General features: G+C 63.3%; 9 protein-coding genes. 8 read left to right on the plus strand and 1 reads right to left on the minus strand.

Going from position 1 to position 24,761, the window contains the following annotated elements:
• The first annotated feature begins 260 nt into the window (after positions 1–260).
• From ATY02_RS13895 to radC, 6 genes are all read left to right on the plus strand, one after another.
• Positions 261–1,445, plus strand: coding sequence for a substrate-binding domain-containing protein (locus tag ATY02_RS13895; protein WP_068588914.1), 1,185 nt, complete (start codon positions 261–263; stop codon positions 1,443–1,445).
• A gap of 150 nt (positions 1,446–1,595) precedes the next feature.
• Positions 1,596–2,771, plus strand: coding sequence for a substrate-binding domain-containing protein (locus tag ATY02_RS13900; RefSeq protein WP_068588909.1), 1,176 nt, complete (start codon positions 1,596–1,598; stop codon positions 2,769–2,771).
• A 201-nt stretch (positions 2,772–2,972) separates the two neighbouring features.
• Positions 2,973–15,506, plus strand: coding sequence for a filamentous haemagglutinin family protein (locus ATY02_RS13905; RefSeq protein WP_068588906.1), 12,534 nt, complete (start codon positions 2,973–2,975; stop codon positions 15,504–15,506).
• A 228-nt stretch (positions 15,507–15,734) separates the two neighbouring features.
• The gene (locus ATY02_RS13910; RefSeq protein ID WP_014603550.1) at positions 15,735–16,934 is read left to right on the plus strand and encodes a tyrosine-type recombinase/integrase; all 1,200 of its coding nucleotides are present in this window, start codon (positions 15,735–15,737) and stop codon (positions 16,932–16,934) included.
• Complete coding sequence (locus ATY02_RS13915) at positions 16,931–17,995, plus strand: PDDEXK nuclease domain-containing protein (protein WP_016487843.1); 1,065 nt, start codon at positions 16,931–16,933, stop codon at positions 17,993–17,995. The genes ATY02_RS13910 and ATY02_RS13915 overlap by 4 nt, the downstream gene beginning before the upstream one ends.
• Before the next feature lie 351 nt (positions 17,996–18,346).
• Entirely contained in the window at positions 18,347–18,856 is a 510-nt protein-coding gene (gene radC, locus ATY02_RS13920) for a RadC family protein (protein WP_016487841.1), read from the plus strand.
• Positions 18,857–18,922: 66 nt separating this feature from the next.
• On the opposite strand, the gene ATY02_RS13925 is transcribed toward radC, so the two are convergent.
• Positions 18,923–21,379: an ATP-binding protein gene (locus ATY02_RS13925; RefSeq protein WP_016487840.1), complete on the minus strand. Its 2,457-nt coding sequence runs from the start codon at positions 21,377–21,379 to the stop codon at positions 18,923–18,925.
• A 392-nt stretch (positions 21,380–21,771) separates the two neighbouring features.
• Here ATY02_RS13925 and ATY02_RS13930 point away from each other — a divergent pair, with 392 nt between their 5' ends.
• Positions 21,772–22,599, plus strand: coding sequence for a DUF932 domain-containing protein (locus ATY02_RS13930; RefSeq protein WP_003092327.1), 828 nt, complete (start codon positions 21,772–21,774; stop codon positions 22,597–22,599).
• 80 nt (positions 22,600–22,679) lie between these two features.
• Positions 22,680–24,749: a ParB/RepB/Spo0J family partition protein gene (locus ATY02_RS13935; RefSeq protein ID WP_006379606.1), complete on the plus strand. Its 2,070-nt coding sequence runs from the start codon at positions 22,680–22,682 to the stop codon at positions 24,747–24,749.
• The last annotated feature ends 12 nt before the right edge of the window (positions 24,750–24,761 follow it).

The following is a 24,761-nucleotide window of genomic DNA, read 5'->3' on the forward strand; positions in this document are numbered from 1 at the left end:
TGCCGGAGAAACCGTCTGCAACCTGGCTGTCACCTTGGGTAAAAGGGCCTTAAAAAAGGCCCTGAACACCCGAGAATCTTTTGCAAAAACAGCCGGCTTCTCCCGAGCATTTTTCCTTTAACTGTCACCGGAAACTGCGAACTTCTCTCCCCATGGCCTCACCCATCAAGCCCTCTGGATCAAGGCTTCTGGCCCGAGTGCCATGGCGTCATGCAAGAGCTATTCACCCAACGTACGAACACGACGAAAGGAGATTCTTCATGTTTAAGCGCAATGTTCTCGCGGCATCCCTGACCCTGGCCGCCCTGTGCTCGGCACAGGCTGCACTGGCTGACATCAACGGCGGTGGCGCTACCCTGCCACAACCGCTGTACCAGACCGCTGGCGTTCTGACCGCCGGTTTCGCTCCCTACATCGGCGTAGGCAGCGGCAACGGCAAGGCTGCCTTCCTGAACAACGACTACACCAAGTTCGTGGCCGGCACCACCGGCAAGAACGTGCACTGGGCCGGTAGCGATTCCAAACTCAGCACCACTGAGCTGGGCAACTACGTCACTGCCCACCAGGCTGCCTGGGGCAAGCTGATCCAAGTGCCTTCGGTGGCCACTTCGGTTGCCGTTCCATTCAACAAGGCCGGCACTGCTGCCGTTGACCTGAGCGTCAACGACCTGTGCGGCGTGTTCTCGGGCCGTGTCAACAACTGGAGCCAGATCGCTGGTGCCGGCCGTACTGGTCCGATCACCGTGGTCTACCGCAACGAAAGCAGCGGCACCACCGAGCTGTTCACCCGCTTCCTGAACGCCAAGTGCGCTGAAACCGGCACCTTCACCGTGACCACCAACTTCGCTTCCAGCTACTCGGGTGGCTTGCCAGCCGGTGCCGTGGCCGCTGTGACCAGCCAGGGCGTGATGGACGCGCTGAACGCTGGTGATGGTCGCATCACCTACATGAGCCCTGACTACGCCGCGCCAAGCCTGGCTGGCCTGGACGATGCTACCAAGGTGGCCAAGGTTGCCGGCGTTTCGCCAGCTCCTGCCAACGTTTCGTCCGCTATCGGCGCTGTTCCAGTACCTGCCGTGGCCAGCCGTGGCGACCAGAACCTGTGGGTTCCGGTCTTCACTTCCCAGGCCAACATCGACGCCAACCCTGGCGACAAGAGCCTGCGCCTGTACCCAACCAGCGGCTACCCGATCCTGGGCTTCACTAACCTGATCTTCAGCCAGTGCTATGCCGACGCTACCCAGACCTCCCAGGTCCGGACTTTCTTCGCTCGCCACTACGGTGCCGGCGCTCTGTCCAACAACGACACCGCGATCAAGAACAACCGCTTCGTGCCGCTGCCAGATGCCTGGAAAACCGCTGTACGTGAGGCTTTCCTCACCACCACCAGCGACCTGAACATTGGCCAGGCCAGTGTTTGCAACGCCATCGGTCGTCCGCTGTAAGGCTGGTTCCCAGCTGACTGCAACACCCGGATCAGCAACGGTTTCGACCGTTGCTGATTTTTTCATTCAGGCCCCGACGAACTGGCGCACGGACAGACAGCGTGCGCGCTGGCCGGCCTGCTTCACGCTCGTCATACAAGAGGGTTTGTCATGCCAAAACATCAAGGGTGGATAGCATCGATGTTGTTCGCAGCCTTGTGCATGCAGCAGGCACAGGCGGATATCAATGGGGGTGGTTCGACATTGCCTGCGAAGCTGTACCAGACGCCGGGTGTCCTGACGGCAGGTTTTGCGCCTTATCTGGGCATGGACCGCGGGCGGGACAAAGCGGCTTTCCTGCGTAACGATTACAGCCTGCTCAGCTCTCTGCCCAGTGATCGGAATGTGCATTGGGCAGCGAGTGAGTCCAAGCTCAAGTATTCCGAGGTAGGCGACTATTTCTCGGCTCACCATGCTGACTGGGGGCCTCTTATCCAGGTGCCGTCGGCGGCCACTACGATTGCCATTCGATTCAACAAGGCCGGCAGTGCCGAGGTGGATCTGAGCACCAATGATCTATGCGGGATATTTTCAGGTCGGGTGAATGATTGGAGACAAATCAAGGAGTCGGGGCGCACAGGTCCGATCACTGTGATTTATCCCAATATCGCAAGCGGTAGCACCGAATTGTTCACCCGTTTCCTGAATGCCAAGTGCGTTGAAACCGGCACCTTCGCCGTGACCACGGATTTCGCGTCCAGTTATTCGGGTGGCCTGCCGGCAGGAGCCCGCTCAGCCAATAGCAGCGAAGCGATAATGGAGGAACTGTATGTATTAGACGGCAGAATCACCTTTATCGGGCCAACCTACGCCGCCGCGACACTGGAAGGCTTGAGCGACGCGACCAAGGTCGCCCGTGTCAATGGTGTGTCGCCAACTCCGGCCAATATTTCCGATGCCATTGCTACTGTTCCGGTACCTGCGGTGGCTGAGCGCAGAGATCAGAACCTGTGGGTTCCGGTCTTCACTTCCCAGGCCAATATCGACGCCAACCCTGGCGACAAGAGCCTGCGCCCGTACCCAGCCAGCGGCTACCCGATCCTGGGCTTCACTAACATGCTCTTCAGCCAGTGCTATGCCGACGCCACCCAGACCTCACAGATACGCAGTTTCTTTTATCGTCATTACGGCGCCTTGGTAAGCAACGATGCAGCTATTCGTGATAACCGATTGGCGCGTCTACCCGCCGCCTGGAAAACCGCAGTGCGTGACGCCTTCCTCACGCCTACCAGCCCTTTGAGCATCGGCAACGCCAACGTCTGCAATGGCATCGGTCGCCCACTCTAGGGGCTGCCACAGAGCATCTGGATGATCGGCGACGGGCGTTTTCGTCGCTGGTCATCGAGCCCTACACCGCACAGATGAATTTTCCATGACATCAGTTCGGTCGCTTCCCCCGACAACGGCCTATCCCCTAGAGCAGTGACGCGCGCCCTGGGCCGTACAGCGTCGCGCACCCCTGGGCGTCATAACAAAGGATGAGTAGTAATGGTTCGCTGCAAACCACCGGTTAATACCCCTGGCCTGGACTCCCAGGCGCCGATCCTGCGGCTCAAGCCCCTGGCCCAGGCCATCGCCCTGTTGCTCATGGCCGGCAGTGCCCACGCAGCCCCGGCGTTCAGTTCCGGCTGGTTCGCCGACAAGGGCGCCTCCCAGGCGGCCACTGCGGCGCGGCCCGGTGCCCAGGTGCCGGGCATGCCGCCACCGTTGTCCCAGCAGGCCCAGGTCAACCAGCAGTTGCAGCGTTCCCTGGGCAACCTCAACTCCACGGTGGCGGCCATCGCCGCCCAACAAGCGGCCCAGGCCGCCGCTCGCCAGGCCGCGCTCGGCACGGTCAGCCGCATTCCCGACGGCCTTGGCCAGGGCGGGCTCAAGGTCGACAACAGCCTGACCCAGGGCTGGATCAACGCCAAGGGCCCGGTGCAGAGCCAGTCCGGCGGCAAGACCACGGTGACCATCGAACAAACCGCCGACAAGGCCATCCTCAACTGGGAGACCTTCAACGTCGGGCGCAATACCACGGTGGATTTCCAGCAGCAGTCCAATTGGGCGCTGCTGAACAAGATCAATGACCCCAATGGTCGGCCCAGCGAGATCCAGGGGCAGATCAAGGGTGCCGGCACGGTGATGATCATGAACCGCAACGGGGTGATCTTCAGCGGTACCAGCCAGGTCAACGTGCGTAACCTGGTGGCGGCCGCGGCGACCATCAGCGACGAGCAGTTCAGCAAGCGTGGGCTCTATGTGGATGCCAGCGGTACCCAGCCGACCTTCAGCGATGCGGCAGGCAAGGTCCAGGTCCAGGGTGGGGCGCTGATCCAGACCCATGCCCCGGCGACCTCCACCGATGCCGGTGGCTATGTCCTGATGCTGGGCTCGGAGGTGGAGAACGCCGGGACCATCGTCACCGCCAAGGGCCAGACCGCCCTGGCCGCGGGCGACAGTTTCTACATCCGCCGCGGGGTGGGGACCGAGGGCAACCAGCGCTCCACCACCCGTGGCAATGAAGTGGCTACCTCGCTCAAGCCCGGCAGTAGCGCAGGCAAGGTCAGCAACAGTGGGTTGATCATGGCCTCCACCGGCGACATCACCCTGACCGGGCACCAGGTGCAGCAGAACGGCGTGGCCCTGGCCAGCACCTCGGTAGATACCCGGGGCACCATCCACTTGCTCAATGCCGCCAGCGACAGCACGGGTAGCGTGACCCTGGGGCAGGGCAGCACCACGGCGATTCTCCTGGACAGCAGCGGCAATACCGCCCTGGACAGCCAGCGCAACAGTGGCCTGGGCAACCTCGACGGCAGCCCGACCAACCTGATCACCGGCCAGTTCAACAACCTCAGCGGCGTTGCCGACCGTACCGACCAGTCCCGGGTGGAGATCGTCAGCGGCGGCACCGTGGATTTCCAGAAGGGCTCCATCACCCTGGCCACCGGCGGCCAGGTAGCGGTCAGCGCCGGCCAGCGCAGCCTGGTGCGCGACGGTGCGGTGATCGATGTCGCCGGCGCCCTCGGGGTCAAGGTGGCGATGGAGTCCAACAACGTCAAAATCAATGTCCAGGGCAATGAGCAGCGTGATTCGGCGGGCAACCGCGATAGCGGCAAGCTGATCAACAGCGATGTCTGGGTCGACCTGCGAGAGCTGGTGTTCGTGCCGGCCGGCACCAATGGCTACGCCACCGATCGCTGGTACACCGCCGGTGGCCTGCTGGAAGTGGGCGGCTACCTGGGCACCCAGCGGCATAACGTCGGTGAGTGGATGGCCCAGGGCGGCACCCTGACGTTCACCGGCAAGGAGGTGGTGACTCAGTCCGGTGCTCAGCTGAACCTGTCCGGTGGCACGGTGGACGTGCAGGACGGCTACATCCAGCAGACCTGGCTTAAGGGCGTGGACGGGCGCCTGTATGAATTGTCCCGGGCCCCGGGAGACCTGCTCTACACCGGGATCTACAAGGGCTATGTGGACAGCAGCCCGCGCTGGGGCCGCACCGACTATTACTACAATCCGCTGATCGCCCAGCAGCAGCGCTACGAGGCGGGCTACACGGTGGGCCGTGATGCCGGCAAGCTGGTGATCGGCACCGGCAACGCGGTGCTCGAGGGGCAGCTGCTCAGCGATGTGTACAAGGGCGACCGCCAGACCCAGGCGCCCAACGTCAATCTCGATGGCTACCAACAGTCCCACAAGGCCGCGGCCCAGCGGGCGCAACTGATCATCGGCAACTACACGCCGATCTACAACAAGGCCAATGGCACCCTGCGCTATGCCCTGAACCCCACCGTGGACCAGGTGCTGATCGCGGCTAACCAGCAGAAGATCGCCGACGGCCTGGACCTGGGCAGCGCCTTGCCCGCCGATCGCCAGGGGCGCTTGGTGCTCGACAGCGACCAGCTCAATGCCCAGCAGCTGGGGGCGATCAAGGTCGGCGCCCGGCAACAGATCCAGGTCAACGGCGCGTTGACCGTGGCCGACGGCGGCGACATCACCCTGTTCGGTCCCCAGGTCAAGATCAACGCCAACCTCACGGCCCATGGCGGCAGCATCAACGCTGGTAACGTACTGAACCAGGTGGATGTCAACCGCAACTTCGTGGTCGGTGACGTGATCTTGGCGCCTACCGGCAATGCCCAGGCTCGGGTCGATGTGGCCAGCGGGATCAAGCTGGATGCCTCCGGGCGCTGGAACAACCTGGTCCTGGACCCCTCGAACAACCTTGGCGTGCCCTTTATCAACGGCGGCAAGGTATCGCTGCGCAGCAGCGGCGACCTCAACCTGGCCAGCACCTCCCTGGTGGATGCCGGCTCCGGCGCGACCATCGGCTTCGATGGCAAGACCACAGGTGGCAAGGGCGGCGACGTGACCCTGGCGGCGGACGGCAAGCTGGACTTGTCCGGGGAGCTGCGCGGCTATGGTGTCAACGGCGGCGGCACCCTGGCGCTGCAGGCACACAAGGTACTGATCGGTGCCGGCAGCACCGTGCCCGAGGCGGGCACCGTGCAACTGGCGCAAGACTTCTTCAACAAAGGCTTCTCGGCCTATGACATCACGGGTAACGAAGGGCTGAAGGTGGCCGACGGCGCCAAGGTCGAGGTCAATGTCCCGATCTATCGCTTTGGCTCCCAGGCCACCAATGCCGTCACCGGGAGCGACCCGGGCAGTGTGCTGGAGCGTTGGCTGCCGGACCTGTACCAGGAAGATCCGGCCAAGAGCGTGCTGACCCAGCGCCGTGGCGCCGGATTGACCCTGACCGCCGGCAACCAGTATTCCACCGGGGCGCAACTGGCGAGCACCGCGCTCGAGGTCGGCAAGGGCGCGGTGATCAGCGTCGATCCCGGCCAGGCCATCAACCTGCGCAGCGTCGGTCAGTTGACCCTGAGCGGTATCCTCAATGCCTGGGGCGGTAGCGTTAGCCTGGGTGGCCTCACGGTGGCCAGTTCCGAGGCGGCCAATGCCGCAGGCCATGGGCGCTCGATCTGGGTCGCCGAGCAGGCGCTCATCGATGTCGCAGCCCGGGCGGTAAGCGCGGTGGACAGCCAGGGGCGCAGTTACGGCCAGGTGCGCAATGGCGGCAAGATTTCCATCGGCGGCGAGATCAACCTGGCCACAGGTATCGCCAAGGCCAGTGACCTGTTCGTGGTGGTGCGCGATGGCGCACGGCTGGATGCATCGGGCACCCAGGCGGCCCTGGACATTCCCGGTCAAGGCCGGGTGCAGGTGGCCAGCCAGGGCGGCAGCATCAGTTTTGCTTCCAACAATGGCCTTTACCTGGACGGCAGCTTCGTCGCCCGAGCGGGTGGTACTGGCGCAGCAGGCGGTAGTTTGTCCGTGGCCCTGGAGAGTCCGTACTACACCAAGAACGCGGTGACCGACCGGGTGCTCAAGGCCCGCGAATTGGTACTCAGCCAGACTCACCAGGCCAACGTCCTGCCCGGATCGCCAGAGTCTGCGGCCAGCGCTCTGGAGTATGGCCATGGCCGCCTCGGTGCGGATCAGGTGGCGGCCGGCGGCTTCGACAACCTGGCCTTGCTGAGCAACGGCCTGTTGAGCTTCGATGGCGATGTGTCGCTGAACCTGGCCCAGAGCCTGCGCCTGTACAGCGGCGCCCTGAGCCTGGCGGAAGATGCCGCGGCCAAGACTCGGGTCAAGCTGTCGGCGCCTTACCTGTTGCTGGCGGGCATTCTCGCGCCCCTGGAGGCCAAGGACCTGTATGTCCGCCCGGTGGTGGCCGTCGGCAAACCATCGCAACGCTCTAGCCAGGCACTGTTTAACGCCAGCGGCAACCAGATCGATGTGCGTGGCAACGTGATGTTTGGCAGCAAGGGCGACTTGCGCCTAGCCGACAGCAGCCTGGTGAACATCGAGCGCCGTGGCTTCGATCACGTCCAACTCGACAGCCAGGGCGATCTGCGCTTCCTCGCCGGTGTCGGCGCCGATGTGATCGCCAAGGGCATCAGCACCCAGCTGTTGACCCAGGGCGATATGACCCTGCGCGCCGCGCAGTTGTACCCGGGCACCGAGGTCGGGGCTCGGGTGATCGCCGGTTATCGAGGCGAGCCTTCGGGTGCCAGTATCGATTTCGACCCGGTACGGACCTTGACCATTGCGCGTAATGGCAACGCTGACCTGGCCGTGCCGTACTCGGCCTTCGGCCGCCTGCAACTGGGCGCCGCGACCATCAAGCAGGGCGGCGTGCTGCGCGCGCCCCTGGGCCTGATCGAGATCGGCAACCTGGGCAGCAGCAAAGTCCAATTGCTACCGGGCAGCCTGACCTCGGTCAGCGGCAAGGGCCTGGTGCTGCCTTATGGCGGTACCGTCGATGGCCAGCTCTACAAGTACAACGGCAAGACCGTGAACTTCGTGGGCCAGGGCGGGATGGTCAATGAAAACAGCGAGCTGAGTGTCGGCGTGATCCTGGGCGGCAAGTCGGTGAAGGTGCAGCAAGGGGCGACCCTGGACCTGTCCGGCGGTGGCGAGTTGCTGGGCGCTGGCTTCATCTCCGGCCGTGGCGGCTCCACCGATGCTCGCTACAACCCACTGGTGCAGATCGGCACCAACGGCGGCCTGGTCCTGCCGGGCCTGGCCAGCAACCCGATCTACGCCATTGTCCCCGGCACCCAACCCGGCTACGCGCCGGTGGCACCGGAAGGCGGCGCGGTGGACCCGATGATCGGCCAGCAGGTGACCATTGGTGCCGGGGTTCCGGGGCTGGCGGCGGGTACCTATACCCTGATGCCGTCCACCTACGCCCTGATGCCGGGGGCCTTCCGTGTGGAGATCAACGGCCTGGCGGGACTTGGCAGCGAGGGCTCAGCCCAGCAGATGCGCAATGGTTCCTGGGCCACCGCCGGGCGCTTGTCCATCGCCAACACCGGGATCGGCAACAGTATCGCCAGCCAGTTGATCCTGACCTCGGCCGATACCTTGCGTCGTTATTCGCAGTACAACGAGACCAGCTACGCGCAGTTCGCCATGGCCGACGCGGCCAGGCTCGGCGTGCCACGGCCGCTATTGCCGGTAGATGCCAAGACCCTGAAGCTGGCGCTGGAAACCGGTGCCGGAACCGAGGCGTTTTCCTTCCAGGGTACTGGCCGTTTCGAGGCCGCAGCGGGAGGCTTTGGCGGTACTGTTTCGGTATTGAGCAGGAGCGATGGTGACGGCATCGAAGTGGTGAAGGCCGGGCAGTCGGCCACTGACGGGTTTACCGGGATCACCCTGGATGCCGACAGCCTCAATGCCCTGGGTGCTGCCCGCCTGATGCTCGGCGGCCTGACCCTGGTCAAGTACGGCCAGAGCGGTAACCTTATCACCCTGGCCGAGGGCACCAGCACCAGCAATGGCTCGATCATCCTGCGCCAGGGCGCGGCCCTGGCGGCGCCGGAGGTGTTCCTGGTGGCCAACACCGGCAAGATCCTGGTGGAGCAGGGCGCCTCGATCAACACCATCGGCCGTGGCAAGGCCAGCTATGACGCGCGGGATGGCTTCGTTTACCAGGTGGGCAACATGCTGGCGGTGTCCAATGGCTTGCTCAATGTGGTGAGTGCGCCTGCGACCCAGCAGTCCAGTGGCGGTATCCGGGTGGGTAGCTGCAGCACCAGCCTTTGCGCCGGACAAACCGCGCTGTACTCCGAGGGCAGCATCGTTGCCTTGACCGACAAGACCTTCGAGCTGGGCGACCAGGTACGCTATGGCACCCGGCACCTGAATCTGGGCTTGAGCAGCATCAATGTGGGCAGCCCCGAAGCCCTGGCTGCGGCAGCCGCGGGTAATCGCCTGCCGGCCGGCATGACCCTGACCCAGCAAGTGCTGGATCGCCTGTTGCGCGGCGATACCCAGTTCGGCGCCCCGGCCCTGGAGACCCTGCAACTCTCGGCCCGGGACAGCTTCAACTTCTACGGCAGTGCGGGCCTGGATACCTACGATCCGGTGACCGGCAAATCGTTGCTGAGCAACCTCATGCTCTCGACTCCGGCCATCTACGGCGCCGGTGGTGCCAATGACGTGGCCACTATCCACACCGCCAACCTGATCTGGCAGGGGGCTGTGAATCCGGCCGGGGCGGTGGTGGCCGGCGGCGCCGGGACGGGCAGTGGGCGCCTGGATATCAACGCCGAGCGCATCGAGTTCGGCTACGGTGCCTTCGCCCAGCCGAGCACCACCAAGACTTTCGATCGCCTGGCCCTGGGGTTCGCCAACGTCAACCTCAACGCCAGCCAGCGCATCACTGCCAACCACAAGGGCAGCCTCGCGGTGTACCAGAGCCAGGGTGCCTACGATCCGCTCAAGGGTTTTGCCTACAGCGGTGGCAACCTGACTATCCGCACGCCGTTGATGACCGGCGAAGCCGGTTCGGTGAATCGCATCACGGCCGGTGGCGCCATCGATATCGGGGCCATGGCCGGCCCTCGTGGCCAGGCCAATGGCCAGGGCGCCGAGTTGTCCTTGAGCGGTGACAGTATCCGCCTGGCCAGCGCCGTGGTCCTGCCCAGCGGCAAGGTGACCCTGGATGCCCGTGGCGATGTGCAGCTCACCGACACTGGGCTGATCGATGTGGCCGGGCGTGCCATCGCCTTCAACGATCTGACCAAGTACGGAGCCGGCGGTGAGGTGCTGCTGCAGAGCCGTACTGGCAATGTATTGCAGGCGGCGGGTTCGAGCATCGACCTGTCGGCGCAGAACAACCAGGCCGGCAAATTGCGCGCGGTGGCCCTGGACAGTGGTGCCGGCCTGGTGGACCTGGCGGGCAAGATCCTTGGCGCCAGCAGCGGCTCTTACGATGCCGGCGGTACCCGGGTGCCGTACCTGGGCGGCGCGGTGGAAATCCAGGCCCAGCGCCTGGGTGGCAGCGGTACCCTGGACGAGCAGTTCGCTGCTCTCAACCAGCGCCTGAACCAGGGCCAGGTGTATGGCGCGCGCAGCTTCCAGCTCAAGCAGGGCGACCTGACCATCGGCAATGGCCTGAAGGCCAACAGCATCAACGTCTCCCTGGATAACGGCAGCCTGCGGGTCAACGGCCTGGTGGACGCCAGTGGCGAGCGGGTCGGCAGCATCAACCTGGCGGCTGGCAAGGGCCTGGCCCTGGACTCCGGCGCGGTGCTCGATGCCCATGGCAGCAAGCTGCGGGTGGACAGCTACGGCAAGATCATCGATGCGCCCAACCGCGCCACGGTGGTGCTGGGGTCTGGCAAGGGCCAGTTGACCCTGGCCGAGGGCGCGCGCATCGACCTGCGCCATGGCACGGAGGTGGCGGTCGGTGGCGCTGCGGGACAAAACGACGGCCGCAGCCGTGGCACCCTGGAGCTCAATGCCCCACGGATATTCAAGCCCGACGGCAGCAGCGACGATATTGCCATCGATGCCCGAGGCCGCCTGGATATCCAGGGCGCGCGCTCGATCGCGGTCAACGGCATGGTCAGCTATGACGATGCGCCGCAGAAGAACGATGCCGCCAGCGGCCGTCCCTATCAGGAAATCACCCAGGATTACCTGGACCAGAAGCACCAGCTGAGCAGCGCCTTCATCAACGCGGCCCTGCAGAACAGCGACCTGATGCAGAACAAGCTGGCCGGGCTGAACAACGCAGGTTATGCCGACGCCTTCCACCTACGCCCCGGGGTCCAGATCATCAGCAAGACCCCTGACGGCGACCTGGTGGTGCAGGGCGACCTGGACCTGTCCGGCTACCGCTATGCCAGCGTCAACCCCCACAGCCAGAAGACTTCGGTGTATGGCTCGGGCGAGGTCGGAGCCCTGGTGTTGCGCGCCGGTGGCGAGCTGAGTATCTACGGCAGCATCAACGACGGCTTCGCCCCGCCACCGCAGACCGTGGACGACAAGGGCTGGGTGCTGTTGCCAGGCGTGGACTTCACCGGTGGCAACATCATCGTGCCGGGCACCGGGGTGACCCTGGCCGATGGCACCAGCTTCCCCACCGGCGCGACCCTCAACTATGACCTGCCGATCAAGGGCCTGACCCTGGCGGCGGGTACCCGCTTGCCGGTGACCGCGATCCTCGACCAGAGCCTGGTCCTGCCGGCCGGCACCGTACTGGCAGCGGCCATCCGTGATGCCGCCGGCAACTTGCTGTTCGCCGCCGGGACCCTGCTCGGCGAAGCCCAGACCCTGGACGCCGGGACCCAACTCGAGGCCGGCAGCCTGCTGGCCCAGAACACCCGGGTCAAGGCCATGACCTGGCCCAAGGGCGTGGGCCTGCCAACGGCCGTTGGCGGCCAGGTGTTGCTCGATGGCAGCCAGCCGTTGGCCAAAGGCGCGCTGATTCCTTCCGGCACCAACGTCAAGCTGCCGGACGGCGTCAGCTCCATCGCCTTGCGTACGGAGGAGGTGGGGCGCCAGGGCAAGCTCTGGGCCATTGCGCCGATGCTCGCCGAGGGCTCGCAGTCCTGGTCCCTGCGCCTGGTGGCCGGGGGGGATACCGAGGCGGCCGACAGCCGCATCCTGCAAGCCAATCCGAGCCAGGGCGACCTGCATCTGGCCGACAGTCACTACGGCATGTTCGCCAAGGAGGTGCCGGCCAAGGGCGTACAGACCTGGACCCAGGACGCGGTCAACGACCTCGCGGCCATGGGGATCGATGTCAAGCTTGGCGATCCAGTGGACCAGAAGCTCCTCGACGATCTGGGCATGGGTTCGATCGACGACTTCTGCGGTGCCAGCCCTGTCTACTGCGCAATCAGGGTCAACTACGGCTGGAGCGCCCTGGTCGTACACGACCTGGCGGACCTGGGCGTTGTGGTCAAGGAGGGCGACCCGATCGACCAGAAGGTCCTCGACGACCTGGGCCTGGGCAGCATCAGTGACTTTTGTGCTGCGTCCCCGGCCTATTGCATCTCCTTGAGCAACAAGGAGTATGCCCCGATGCCGGGCAGTACCCGCTTCAGCGTGATCCGCACCGGGACTGGCGATCTGGAACTGCTCAGTGCCGGCAACCTGAGCATGGACTCGCTGTATGGGGTTTACACCGCGGGTACTTCGTCACTGGCCACTGCGCCAGGTTCTCCTTACAACCAGGCCAAGGCTCCAGGGCGGGGCACCACGGTGCTCAACGACGTGAACAGCTACTTCGAGAAGTTCGTCGATGGCGGTAGCGAAAGCCTGTACCGCGCCTGGTATCCCGATGGGGGTGGCAACCTGAGCCTGCGGGTCGGCGGCAACCTGACCGGCAATATCGTGGATACCGCCGCGGAGTCCCAGGCCCGGCCCAATCCCCAGGACAGCGGTCATGACTCGACCCAGGTCGGCAACTGGTTGTGGCGCCAGGGGGGAGGGCAGTCCTTGCCGACGGCCTGGTGGATCAACTTCGGCAGCTACACCGCCACCGCCACCGCCGACCAGTTGGTGGGCTTTACCGGTTTCGGCACCCTGGGCGGCGGCAACCTCGATGTGCGGGTGGCCGGCGATGCCGGCGTGCTGAAACCGCTGGCCGGCAGCGTGCTGGAACGATCGGCCAACCCACGTACCCAGGGGCTGGTGCTGGCGGTCGGCAGCACCGGCAGGGTCACCGCCGATGGCGGACTGCAATTGACCGGTGGCGGAGACCTGCGCTTTGAGGTGGGTGGCGGCCTGAACCCAGGCAGCAGCCTCACCAAGCAAAGCCAGACTGACGGCGTACTGCTGAATCTGCGCGGCAATGCCCAGGTGCTCGGGGCTTCGGTGGGCAGCCTGGACCTGCACTATGGCAGCCGTCCGGAAGACCGCAGCGCGGGAGAAACCCGGGCCTTCGATCCTGTACGAGCCACTACGGCCCTGGCGGCAGGGGGGATCACCCTGGTGCCGGGCGATGCCACTTTCAATCTGTCGACCCGCGGTGACCTGGTACTGCAAAGCGTGATCGATCCGGGACGCACCTCGTTGATGAACGGTTATGCCCTGGAGGGTATCCAGGGTTCCGGGAAAACCTGGTTCTCCCTATGGACCGACCGCACCGCCATCGACCTGTATTCCGCAGGCGGCAATGCCACGCCGATGATGACGGCGGTGGAATCCGACCTCGCCGTCGTTTATCCGTCGATCCTGCGGGTAACGGCCGCCAGCGGCAGCCTGTACTACGGCAGCGCGAAAGGGGTCGGTACGGTGAACAACAACCGCTCGACCCTGGTGCTAGCGCCTTCGAACAACAGCCAGCTGCAGTTGTTGGCGGGAGATTCGATCTATGGCGGGAACCTGTCCATCAACCAGTCTTTCGCCGCGCCCACCACCCTGGCGACACCTTTCAACCCGGCCTATGAGGCGAGGAATGGGAACGGAGTGCTGATCCCCGGGATGGGCAACCTGTCCGCGGATGCGAACCTTGCCGGCGACAGCTATCCACTGTTCACTTTCGGTTCTCCTTCGGCCACGGGGGGCTGGCAACGCAATAGCGGCCCGGCGCGTTTTTATGCGCTCAAGGGCGACCTGCTGGCGGTCGGCAGTGGTCGTAGCCTGGTGTTCACCGATAGCGATCGGCGTTTTGGCCAGACTCGTTATGAGGGTGGCGGTCCGGTATGGATGATGGCCGGGCGCGATATCGTCAGCAGTGGAACCTCCCAGGACGGTGCTCGAGTAGGAGGTAATGAGCTTGGCTATTACACCTTCACTGGCAACCTGTTCATCCACGACAACCCCAACGATATCTCCATCGTCAGTGCCGGACGCGACGTCCTCTACAGCAACTTCAACGTCGCCGGCCCCGGTACCCTGGAGCTGACGGCGGGGCGCAACATCCTGATGGAGGACAAGGTCAGCGTCACCAGCCTCGGCGCCGTGGTGCCGGGTGACAGCCGCCCGGGGGCGAGCATCGTGATGCAGGCCGGGGTTGGGGCCAGCGGGCCGGATTATCGACGCTTCGTCGAGGCCTACCTCGACCCGGCCAACCTGGCCGGTAGCGGCGAATCCCTGGTTGGCAAACGAGTGGCCAAGACCTACGAGAGCGAGTTGCTGGCCTGGCTGGCCGAACGCTTCGGTTTCGTTGGCAGTGCTGCCGAGGCCCGGGCCTACTACGCGGCCTTGCCGGCGGAACAGCAGCGGGTGTTCGCCCGGGATGTGTATTTTGCCGAGCTCAAGGCCGCTGGCCGCGAGTACAACCAAGAGGGTGGGGTACGCCAGGGCAGCTACGCCCGGGGCCGGGCGGCCATTGCCGCGTTGTTCCCGCAGACCGACGTGGCCGGCAACCCGATCACCTACAAGGGCGATATCACCCTGTTCGGTGGTTCCGGGGTACATACCAACTTTGGTGGCAAGATCCAGATGCTGACGCCGGGCGGCAGCCAGACCTTTGGTATCGAAGGCGACGCGCCACCGGCTTCGGCGGGGATCATCACCCAAGGCGCCGGGGACATCCAGCTGTACTCCCTGGGCAGCATCCTGCTGGGGCAGAGCCGGATCATGACCACCTTCGGTGGGGCCATCATGGGCTGGTCGGCCGAGGGCGACATCAACGCCGGCCGGGGTTCCAAGACCACCGTGGTCTACACCCCGCCCAAGCGGGTCTACGACAACTGGGGCAACGTCAGCCTGGCGCCATCGGTGCCCAGTACGGGCGCGGGGATCGCGACCCTGGCACCGATTCCCGAAGTGCCGTCGGGGGATATCGACCTGATCGCTCCTTTGGGTACGGTCGATGCCGGCGAAGCGGGGATCCGGGTTTCGGGTAGCGTCAACGTCGCAGCCTTGCAAGTGGTCAACGCCGCGAATATCCAGACCCAGGGCAAATCCTCGGGGATCCCGGTGACCGCGACGGTCAACACCAGTGCCATGACCTCGGCCAGTGCAGCAGGCTCGGCGGCTTCCCAGGCTGCGCAAGATGCGGTGCGCAACCAGCAGACAGCCGCGAGGCAGGGCCGGGCGTCCATCGTGACCGTGGAGGTGCTGGGTTTTGGCTCCGAGCAGGTGGAGCGTGCGCGGGAGGAAGCCAGCCATGCCCCGGCCTACAACCCGGACAGCCCGGTGCAGGTGCTGGGCGCCGGGCCGCTCAACGACCAGGCGCGAGCCCGCCTGACCGAAGAGGAGCGCAAGCAACTGACGCTATAGGTTTTCTTGTGGTAGTCACGCTTGGGGCGATCGTCGATCGCCCCTTTTTTTGTTTCACGATGACTCCAGCCCGGTAGTTCGCTGGACTGCGACGTAGCCCGATACAACAGGTTTATCAATAGCTTACGCGCGTCCATCATATGCCGGTGCTTTCTGAAACTTGACCCGGTTCTCCCTCGCGCCGCTCCTATCTGGCTCCTGGAATCCGGGTCGTTCCAAGGAGTCATCATGGCAAAGATCAAGCTCACCAAGACCGCCGTAGAGTCGGCGCAACCCCAGGCGAAGGACATCGAACTACGGGATACCGTCGTGCCCGGCTTCCTTTGCAAGATTACCCCGACGGGACGCCGGGTGTTCATGCTCCAGTACCGCACGAACTCTGGCCAGCCCCGCAAGCCCTCGCTGGGACTCTACGGGGAGCTAACCGTCGAACAGGCGCGGGTCAAAGCGCAGGACTGGCTGGCCGAGGTTCGCCGGGGTGGTGATCCCGGCGGTGCCAAGGCCGAGGCGCGCAAGGCGCCCACGATGGCCGAGTTGTGCAAAAAGTTCATGGAGGACTACTCCAAGAAGCGCAACAAGGTCAGCACGCAGGACGGCTACCAGGGCGTCATCGACCGCAACATCATCCCGCTGCTGGGCCGCAAGAAGGTGCATGACGTGAAGCGGCCCGACATTGCGGGGCTCATGGAAAAGCTGGCCTACAAGCCGACCGAGGCCAACAAGACCTTCGGCGTGCTGCGCAAGATGTTCAACTTGGCCGAAGTCTGGGGCTTCCGCCCGGACGGTACGAATCCGTGCCGCCACGTCCCGATGTACCCGCCGGGCAAGGAAACCCGGCTCATCGTGGACGAGGAAATGGTGCGGATCTTCCGCCAGTTGGAGAAACTGGAGGCGGAGGGGCTGGAGAACTACGTCATCCCGTTGGCGATCCGGCTGCAATTCGAGTTTGCGGCGCGGCGCTCCGAAATCTGCCCGCTCGAATGGAGCTGGCTGGACTTCGAGAACCGGCGCGTGGTGTGGCCCGACAGCAAGGTTGGCGGCATTTCCAAGCCCATGAGCGAGGAAGCCTATCGGCTGCTTTCGACGGCGCCGCGTCTGGAAGGCTGCCCTTACGTCCTGCCGTCGCCGAACGACCCGGCCAAGCACCTGACCTTTGGCGAGCACTATGGCGGCTGGTGCCGGACGCTCAAGGCCGCCAGCGTGCCGCACGTAGGCACGCACGGCATCCGTCATCGCTCGACCACCGACATTGCCAATTCCGGTGTGCCGACCAAAGTGGGAATGAAGCTGACGGGCCACAAGACCGTGGCGATGTTCATGCACTACGTCCACACCGAGGACAAGCCGGTGCGCGAGGCGGCCGAGCTGGTGGCCAGCCGCCGCCAAGCCATCACGGGCGCGCGGCAGCTTGCGGAGGCGGTGGCATGAACGGGCGCCGGCCATCAGCAGCATCGCTCGCAGCGCCCGCGGCGCTGCTGGGCGACATTCGGGCACTGATCGAGGCGGCGCGCAAGCGCGCCGCCTCGACGGTGAATAGCGAGCTTACGATGCTCTACTGGCGCATCGGCCAACGCATCCACACGCAGGTCTTGGACAGGCGCCGGGGCGCCTACGGCAAGGAAGTTCTGCCCACCTTGGCTGCGCAGTTGGTGGAGGAGTACGGCAGCAGCTTTGCAGAGCAGAACTTGCGCCGCATGGTGCAGTTCGCCGCCACCTTCCCCGACGAGCGAATTCTCGTATCACTGATACGAGAATTGAGCTGGACGCACTTCATCGCCCTGATGCCGCTGAAAGACCCGCTCCAGCGGGACTACTACGCACAGATGGCCAGCACCCAACGCTGGAGCGTGCGGACGCTGCGCGAGCGTATCGACTCGATGCTGTACGAGCGCACGGCGCTTTCCCAAAAGCCGGAAGAAACCATAGCGCAGGAGTTGGCGACCCTGCGCGATGCGCAGCGCATGTCGCCGGCCCTGGTCATGCGCGACCCGTACATCCTCGACTTCCTGGGCCTGCGGGACACTTGGCAGGAAGGCGACTTGGAAGCGGCGATCATCCGTGAAATGGAGTCCTTCCTGCTGGAGCTGGGCGCGGGCTTCTCATTCGTCGCCCGGCAGAAGCGCATTCCGATCGACGACGAGGATTTCCACCTTGACCTTCTGTTCTACAACCGCAAGCTGCGGCGGCTGGTTGCGGTGGAGTTGAAGGTAGGTGACTTCAAGGCGGCCTACAAAGGGCAGATGGAGCTTTACCTTCGGTGGCTAGACAAGCACGAACGGGAGCCGGAGGAAGCCTCGCCGCTCGGGATCATCCTTTGCACCGGCAAGAAGCGCGAGCAGATCGAATTGCTGGAGCTGGACAAGTCCGGCATCCACGTTGCCGAGTATCTGACCGCCTTGCCGCCGAGGGGCGTGCTGGTGGAGCGGCTGCAACAGGCAACGCAACGGGCGCAGTTGCAAATCGAGCAGCGCAAGACGGACAACGAGTAGTCCTGTCCCAAGCAGTCGGGCGTCCCGGCGTGCCGCCGTCGCGCTGTCGTGCTGCGCATCGAGCTTCGCTGCGCGAGTCTCGCCCCTGTCGGGCTTCCATCACTGACGCCTCCGTCCCGGCTCGTTGATCCGGGCCTGCGCGCTCCGCTTGCCAAAAATCGACTCTGTGCAGTGGGCGGGTGTGGGCGGTCTTGCTGTTCCCTTCACCGTATCACGGCGTTCTCGCCGTCAAGGGCGGCGCGCGCCATGCGCGCTTGCGTCCTGGCGGCCGTCTGCGACCCCTGACTGCTTGCGCTGCGCCGTGCTGCCGCCGGTTCCGGGCAATTCCGCCCGAGCAACCGGAGCACGATCATGTCGCAACTGTCCTTTCCCTCGTTCGATTCCTGTCTGCTGGTGCGCGACGCGCACGGGCGCTATCTACCGGCATCGGCCGACGACATTCTGGAAGCTGCGCGCCAGGTCATTGACCGGAAAATGCAGCGCGGAGCAGAGTTCACTTCGCCGGCGGCGGTCAAGGAATACTTGCGTACAAAGTTGGCCAGCTTCGAGCATGAGGTGTTCGTAGTGCTGTTCATGGATACGCGCCATCGTCTGATCGAATACAGGGAGATGTTCCACGGCACTATTGACGGTGCGTCGGTGTATCCGCGCGAAGTGGTCAAGGAGGCGCTGCGGCTCAATGCGGCGGCGGTCGTCGTTTCGCACAACCATCCGAGCGGAAACCCCGAGCCGAGCGCGGCTGACCGGGCGCTGACCCAGCGGCTCAAGGAAGCGTTGGGTCTGGTGGACGTGCGCGTGCTCGATCACATCATCGTTGCGGGCAACGAAACGGCATCGTTCGCCGAGCATGGGCTGATCTAGCCCAAGGGGCTTCGGCCCCTTTTTGCTGCGCCTGGTGGCATAGCTATGGCCCTCGCGGCCTGATGCTCAGGCCGTCGCAACCTGAATCATCTCGTCGTAATGTTTCTTGTCCACCTCTTCCAGCCACTGGAAGATGTTCCCGATGACGCTGTGGCTTTCGCCTGCCAAGTTTTCTGCGGATTCCTCTGTTATCTCAATAACGTCGCTATGTGAATACTTATTGATAAAGCGGTAGATTTTTTCTTTAAGCTCTGGTGTCGTGATGGTGCAATCTTTTAGGCCAGCCTCCATCAATTGACTAATGTCGCTTCGCCGCCTTGGATATTTGAAGGTAAAAAACGATTCAACAAGCTTTCGGGCGAGGTTGGCGGTCAAGAACGCCTCATCTCGATTGAGTGTCGTGTGCGCCCTATATTCGTAAAGCTTCTTGAAGATATAGTGGTACTCGGAACCGTAGTTCTTGAGTGAGTCGTCGGCATCCACAAGTAGGGAGTGACGAGGGGAGCCAGGTGGCGCATCCAGGCGATAAAAGAAGCAATTCTCGGCGTTGCCTTTTTTGACTCGATTCCTATTGGTGCCAGTGAACCAGTCTCTCACTAGCTTAAAGTAAGTGAAGTTGTGAGTCAGCACAAAAAGTTGCTTGGCTTCAGTGCATTGCGTTCTCAAAAACGAGTAGGCGTGAAACAAGTGATTAGAATCAAAGCTTGAGACCGGATCGTCAACGACGACGATCGTATCCTTGATGTTATTTCCATTTTCTTTGAGCTTCGTGATGAAATAGACAAATGCAATCGCAGTCTTCTCACCTTCGCTCAAATTCCCATCGTGCTCACCAACCCCGTTTCTGATGATCTCATAGCCTTTCTTCTTCTGATTGAAGTTCAGGCAAAGCTCAGAGCGGCCAATGAAGCGATGCAGGATGTCATTGAACTCCTTTGCCCCGACCGTTTCATTCGAGAGCGCCGCTTCTATGGCTCCGACCTCTAGACTAATTTTTTCAATTTCCTTATGGTCGTTCTTTGCTTCTGACTCAAGGTCATTGCACTTCTTCTCACTTCCAGCATAGTCAAACTCTTGCACCTCAGCCGCAGCAAAGTGAAGCTCCAGTGCCACCTTGCTTTTTGAGGTCTCAGATTTGAAATTTGAAGTCTTATTGTTGTGCTTTCCAACGAGAGCAACAATCGACTTCAGGATGTCATTGAAATTGGTGACATCGTCTTCAACCACATCCGAGATCTGAATGTCTGTCTTCCCAGGGTCTGTGATCTTGGCCTTCAGGGCTTCCCGCCAGGCGTCCATTTGCTGGTCGATCTTTTCAGCAGCAGTTGCGTAGTCCTTTTGAAGCTTTTCTGCCTCGGCCGATAGTTCTTTATAAAACTCGGTCGATGCGGGAAACTGATTAGCTGGAGCGCCTTGAGATTCAATCCATGTCGCCGCATTCTGAAGTCGGCTCTGAAACTCCGTGAACTCCTTGCTGAAGTGGGCAGCAAGCGCCTCGGCACGAAGCTGGGCGAACGGAGAGCCGCAGAACTCGCAGGATTGCGAGTCGTGGTTTTTATGGATTTCCAAGCCTGCTTGAACCCATTCGCGGATGTCCGGGTTATCGGTAAGCCGCTGGATTGCTTGATTGACCGCCGTAGTCCCAATCAAATCTCTGATGCGGCCCGCCGCTTTCTTAAAGTAGTCCGGCTCAATGGCCGTTGAGGCGAAAGCAATGCTTGGAAGCTGATCTGGCTTGGCGGCATTCGTAAGGTCGATAACCCTCTCATCTGGAAGAACCGACTCCGCCTTGATAATTGTCTCGCCGTTATTCTGTATGAAGTTGGAGAGCTTGCGGCGGTCGTAATTCAAGTAATAACTGTCGCTCGTATCAATCGCCTGAAGTCCAAGCTTCATTTTCTTGGCAGCATTGGTCAGGAACTTCTCTAATGCCTCACGCTGCTTCTTGATATCGCTTTGCTTGTCGTCGTGAGCCTTCTTTTTCGACTGAAGCTCGCTCTTCAGCTTCTCCAGCTTCTGCAAGTCATCAATCTTCTCTTTCGCAATAAGAAGGATGCTCTTTACGGATTTGTCCCAATCAATGTTCTCATGCACGAAGCGTTGATTGAAAACATGAATATTCAATTGGGATGAGTGGAGTGTGGATTCCGTGATCGTTGAGCCATCCTCCAGAACTACTGAAAATTGGCCCGTGCTGAAGCGGGGAACCATCGAGCGAAGCTCAAAGCAAGAGAATAGATTCGATAACGTTGACTTGCCTGTTCCATTCCAACCATAGACCAGGTTGTACCGGCCGAACTTTTGGATCTTCGTTCCATTGAAGTCGCTGAAGATTCCGAACTGTTTGAGGCGGTTGATGCAGACAATCATCTCTAGATCTCCGTGTTCTTGCTTTCCCATCATTAGCTTGCGAAACAAATGGTAAACGAAGAGTCCTCTTGCGTCTCCGCTTCGCGGATCGCGCTGCTCCAGGTTCGCTAGTCGCTCATCCCTGGCGGGACTGGCTTCGCCAGCCTTCCGCATCGCTGACGCCTACGGCCCGGCTTCCAGCTTCGGGCCTGCGCGCTTCGCTTGCGTGCGGTCAGCACAAAGGGATGGCCGTTGCCTTGTCCAGCCGTCTCCCCTGACTTCATCACCTTACCCGCGACCGTAGCCCGCGCCCGTGTGCCGTCAAGGCGCGCAGGGCCGTGTCCTCGGCTGCGCCTGCGGGCCGCACCCACCCTGCGCTTGGCTCCTTGACGGCCCCCGTCCGCGCGCTCCTTTGGCCGCGGGCGATGAACTCAGGAAAGACGGTGGCAACAGGGCCAACCGGGTTCCTCGTGCCGACCGCACCAAACAGCCGAAAGGCTGGGCTCCGAATCTAGAAATCCGGTGTGCGGTGTGAACAGCAAACCTCTTTTGTCAGGAGAAAGACCATGCAACTCGCATCCCGTTTCGCTTTCCGCTCCCCCTCGCTGCGCAGCGATTACCCGCTGTCCGACGACCAGATTCACCGCGTGGCCCCGTCCATCTTCGCGGATGCCCCGCACGAGAGCCGTTCGCAGCGGTACGCCTATATCCCCACCGCCGCCGTGCTGACCGAGCTTCGCAAAGAAGGCTTCCAGCCTTTCATGGTGACGCAAACCCGCGTGCGCGACGAAGGCAAGCGCGAGCACACCAAACACATGATTCGCTTGCGCCATGCCAGCCAGATCAACGGCGCGGAGGCCAACGAAATCGTGCTGCTGAACTCGCACGACGGCACCAGCAGCTATCAGATGCTGGCCGGAATGTTCCGGTTCGTGTGCAGCAATGGCCTTGTTTGCGGCAACACCGTGGCCGATGTGCGAGTGCCCCATAAAGGCGACGTGGCCGGTCTGGTCATTGAGGGCGCTTACGAAGTCTTGAGCGGTTTCGATCGGGTGAAGGAATCGCGCGATGCCATGCGCGGCATCACCTTGGACGATGGCGAATCCGAAGTGTTCGCCCGCGCCGCGCTCGCCCTCAAGTACGACGACCCCGACAAGCCCGCGCCCATCACGGAATCGCAAATCCTGATGCCGCGCCGCTTCGACGACCGCCGCCCCGACCTGTGGAGCGTGTTCAACCGCACCCAAGAAAACCTGACCCAAGGCGGGCTGCGTGGCCGCAGCGCCAACGGGCGCCGACAGCAAACCCGCCCGGTGCAGGGCATCGACCAAAACATCCGACTGAATCGCGCCCTCTGGCTGCTGGCCGATGGCATGCGCCAGTTGAAAGCCTGAATCCCCACGCGGCAGGGGCAGGCAGCAGCCCTTGTCGCTTTCTTCGCTGCTGCATTCCTGAACCGATAGGAGTTATCACCATGAACGCCGTTACCCAAACCGAAGCCCGCGCCATCAACACCGCCGCCGCTATCCCGCTGGAAGCCGCTGACCCGACCAAGAACCTGATTCTGGTTCCGCTGTCGCGGCTGGTGTCGCGCCCCACTGGCCGCAACGTGCGCAAGACCCCGCGCATGTCCATTCCCGAACTCGCCGCCAGCATCCAGCGTGTCGGCCTGCTGCAAAACCTCATCGTGATTGCCGCCGCCGACGGCGAGCATTACGAAGTCGTGGCCGGTGGCCGTCGCCTCGCAGCGTTGAAGCTGCTGGCGAAGAAGCACCGCATCAGCAAGGAATGGGAGGTGCCTTGCCTGCAGGTGGCCGATGGCACCGCACGCACGGCCAGCCTGACCGAGAACGTGCAGCGCGAAGCCATGCACCCCGCCGACCAGTTCGAGGCGTTCGCCGCGCTGGTGGCCGAAGGCCGCAGCATCGAGGATATCGCAGCGGATTTTTCCGTCACGCCGCTGGTGGTGCAGCGCCGCTTGAAACTCGCCAACGTCTCGCCGCGCCTGCTGGCCGACTATCGCGCCGAGGCCGTGAGCCTTGACCAGTTGATGGCCCTTGCCATCACCGACGACCACGCCGCGCAGGAAGCCGCGTTCTACGATGCGCCGACATGGCAGCGCAGCCCGCACAACCTGCGCGACCGTCTGACCGAACGCGAAATCGACGCCTACCGGCATCCGCTGGTGCGCTTTGTCGGGCTGGACGGCTACGAGCAGGAAGGCGGTGGCATCCGCCGCGACCTGTTCGCGGAGGGCGACAAAGGCGTGTATCTGACCGATGCCGCACTGCTGGAACGGCTGGCGCAGGACAAGCTGGCAGGTATCGCCGCCAAGGTGCAGGCCGAGGGCTGGGCGTGGGTGGATGCCACGCCGGGCATGACCCATGCCGATCTGCAAGCCTTCCAGCGTGCGCCAAGGGAACGCCGCAGTCCGAACAAGCGCGACGCGCAGCGCATCGAGAAGCTGCAAACCAAGCTGCACGAACTGGCCGAAGCCGTGGATGCCGCGCTGGACGACGAAGACGAAGAAAAGGCCGATGCCTTGCAGGAAGAAGGCGAACGCCTGGGCGAGCAGTTGCAGGCGCTGGAAGAAGGCTTGCTGGACTATGCGGCCAATGTGAAGGCCGCAGCCGGTGCCATCGTCACCATCGACCGCGACGGGCAGGCCGCGATTCATCGCGGGCTGCTGCGCGAAGCCGAAGCCAAGGCGCTGCGCACGCTGGAACGACTGCGGCAGGGTTTCGGCAGCGAAGGCGAAGCCGCAAACGAGGACGAAGGCGAGGACGACGAGCAGCCCAAGACCGCCACCATGTCCGACCGACTGGCGCAGCGGTTGAGCGCGCACCGTACCGCCGCGCTGCAAATCGAAGTGGCCCGGCATCCGCAAGCCGCGCTGGCCGCCGTGGTGCATGGCATGGTGCAGACCGTCTTGCAGGAAAGCCACTACGGCCACGACCTGCCGCTGGGCGTGCGCCTCACGGTGCAAGACCGGCTGGAAGGCATGGCCCCGGACTGGCCGGAATCACCCGCCGCCGTGGCGCTGCGCGAACTGCAACAGGTGGCAGGCGAAACCTTGCCGGAGGACAGCGCCGAACTGTTCGCCGCGCTGCTGGCGAAATCACAGGATGAACTGGTGCGGCTGCTGGCCGTGTGCTTAGCTTCCACGGTGGACGTGGTGACGCCTCGCGCCACGCCGCACCAGCCCGGCGCGGAACTGGCGCAGGCCGTGGGGCTGGATATGGCCGCGTGGTGGCAGCCCACCAATGAGGGTTACTTCCGGCATGTGCCGAAGGCCGCGATTCTGGAAGCCGTTGGCGGGTTCGCGCCCTCGCACGTCACCCGACTGGCGAAGTTGAAGAAGGGCGACATTGCCAGCGAAGCCGAACGGCTCGCCGCTGGCACCGGCTGGATGCCCGCCATCTTCCGCACCGAAGGCCCGCAGCAGGCCGGGCAGGACGCGCCGGCGGATGGCGAAGCCGAAGCACAGGAAGAAGCGGCCGCCGTGGCGGATGTCCAGCCGCAGGCCGAGGCTTTGGCCGCGTGACTTCGCACCGTA

The sequence above is a fragment of the Pseudomonas sp. BIOMIG1BAC genome, from assembly GCF_001705995.2.
In the GTDB taxonomy this organism is placed as follows: Bacteria; Pseudomonadota; Gammaproteobacteria; order Pseudomonadales; family Pseudomonadaceae; genus Aquipseudomonas; species Aquipseudomonas sessilinigenes.

Excerpts from the sequence above, each read along its gene's own strand:
- ATY02_RS13905 (WP_068588906.1), top strand. The coding sequence starts at position 2,973 with ATGGTTCGCTGCAAACCACCGGTTAATACCCCTGGCCTGGACTCCCAG.
- ATY02_RS13910 (WP_014603550.1), top strand. The coding sequence starts at position 15,735 with ATGGCAAAGATCAAGCTCACCAAGACCGCCGTAGAGTCGGCGCAACCC.
- ATY02_RS13930 (WP_003092327.1), top strand. The coding sequence starts at position 21,772 with ATGCAACTCGCATCCCGTTTCGCTTTCCGCTCCCCCTCGCTGCGCAGC.
- radC (WP_016487841.1), top strand. The coding sequence starts at position 18,347 with ATGTCGCAACTGTCCTTTCCCTCGTTCGATTCCTGTCTGCTGGTGCGC.
- ATY02_RS13895 (WP_068588914.1), top strand. The coding sequence starts at position 261 with ATGTTTAAGCGCAATGTTCTCGCGGCATCCCTGACCCTGGCCGCCCTG.
- ATY02_RS13900 (WP_068588909.1), top strand. The coding sequence starts at position 1,596 with ATGCCAAAACATCAAGGGTGGATAGCATCGATGTTGTTCGCAGCCTTG.
- ATY02_RS13925 (WP_016487840.1), bottom strand. The coding sequence starts at position 21,379 with ATGCGGAAGGCTGGCGAAGCCAGTCCCGCCAGGGATGAGCGACTAGCG.
- ATY02_RS13915 (WP_016487843.1), top strand. The coding sequence starts at position 16,931 with ATGAACGGGCGCCGGCCATCAGCAGCATCGCTCGCAGCGCCCGCGGCG.
- ATY02_RS13935 (WP_006379606.1), top strand. The coding sequence starts at position 22,680 with ATGAACGCCGTTACCCAAACCGAAGCCCGCGCCATCAACACCGCCGCC.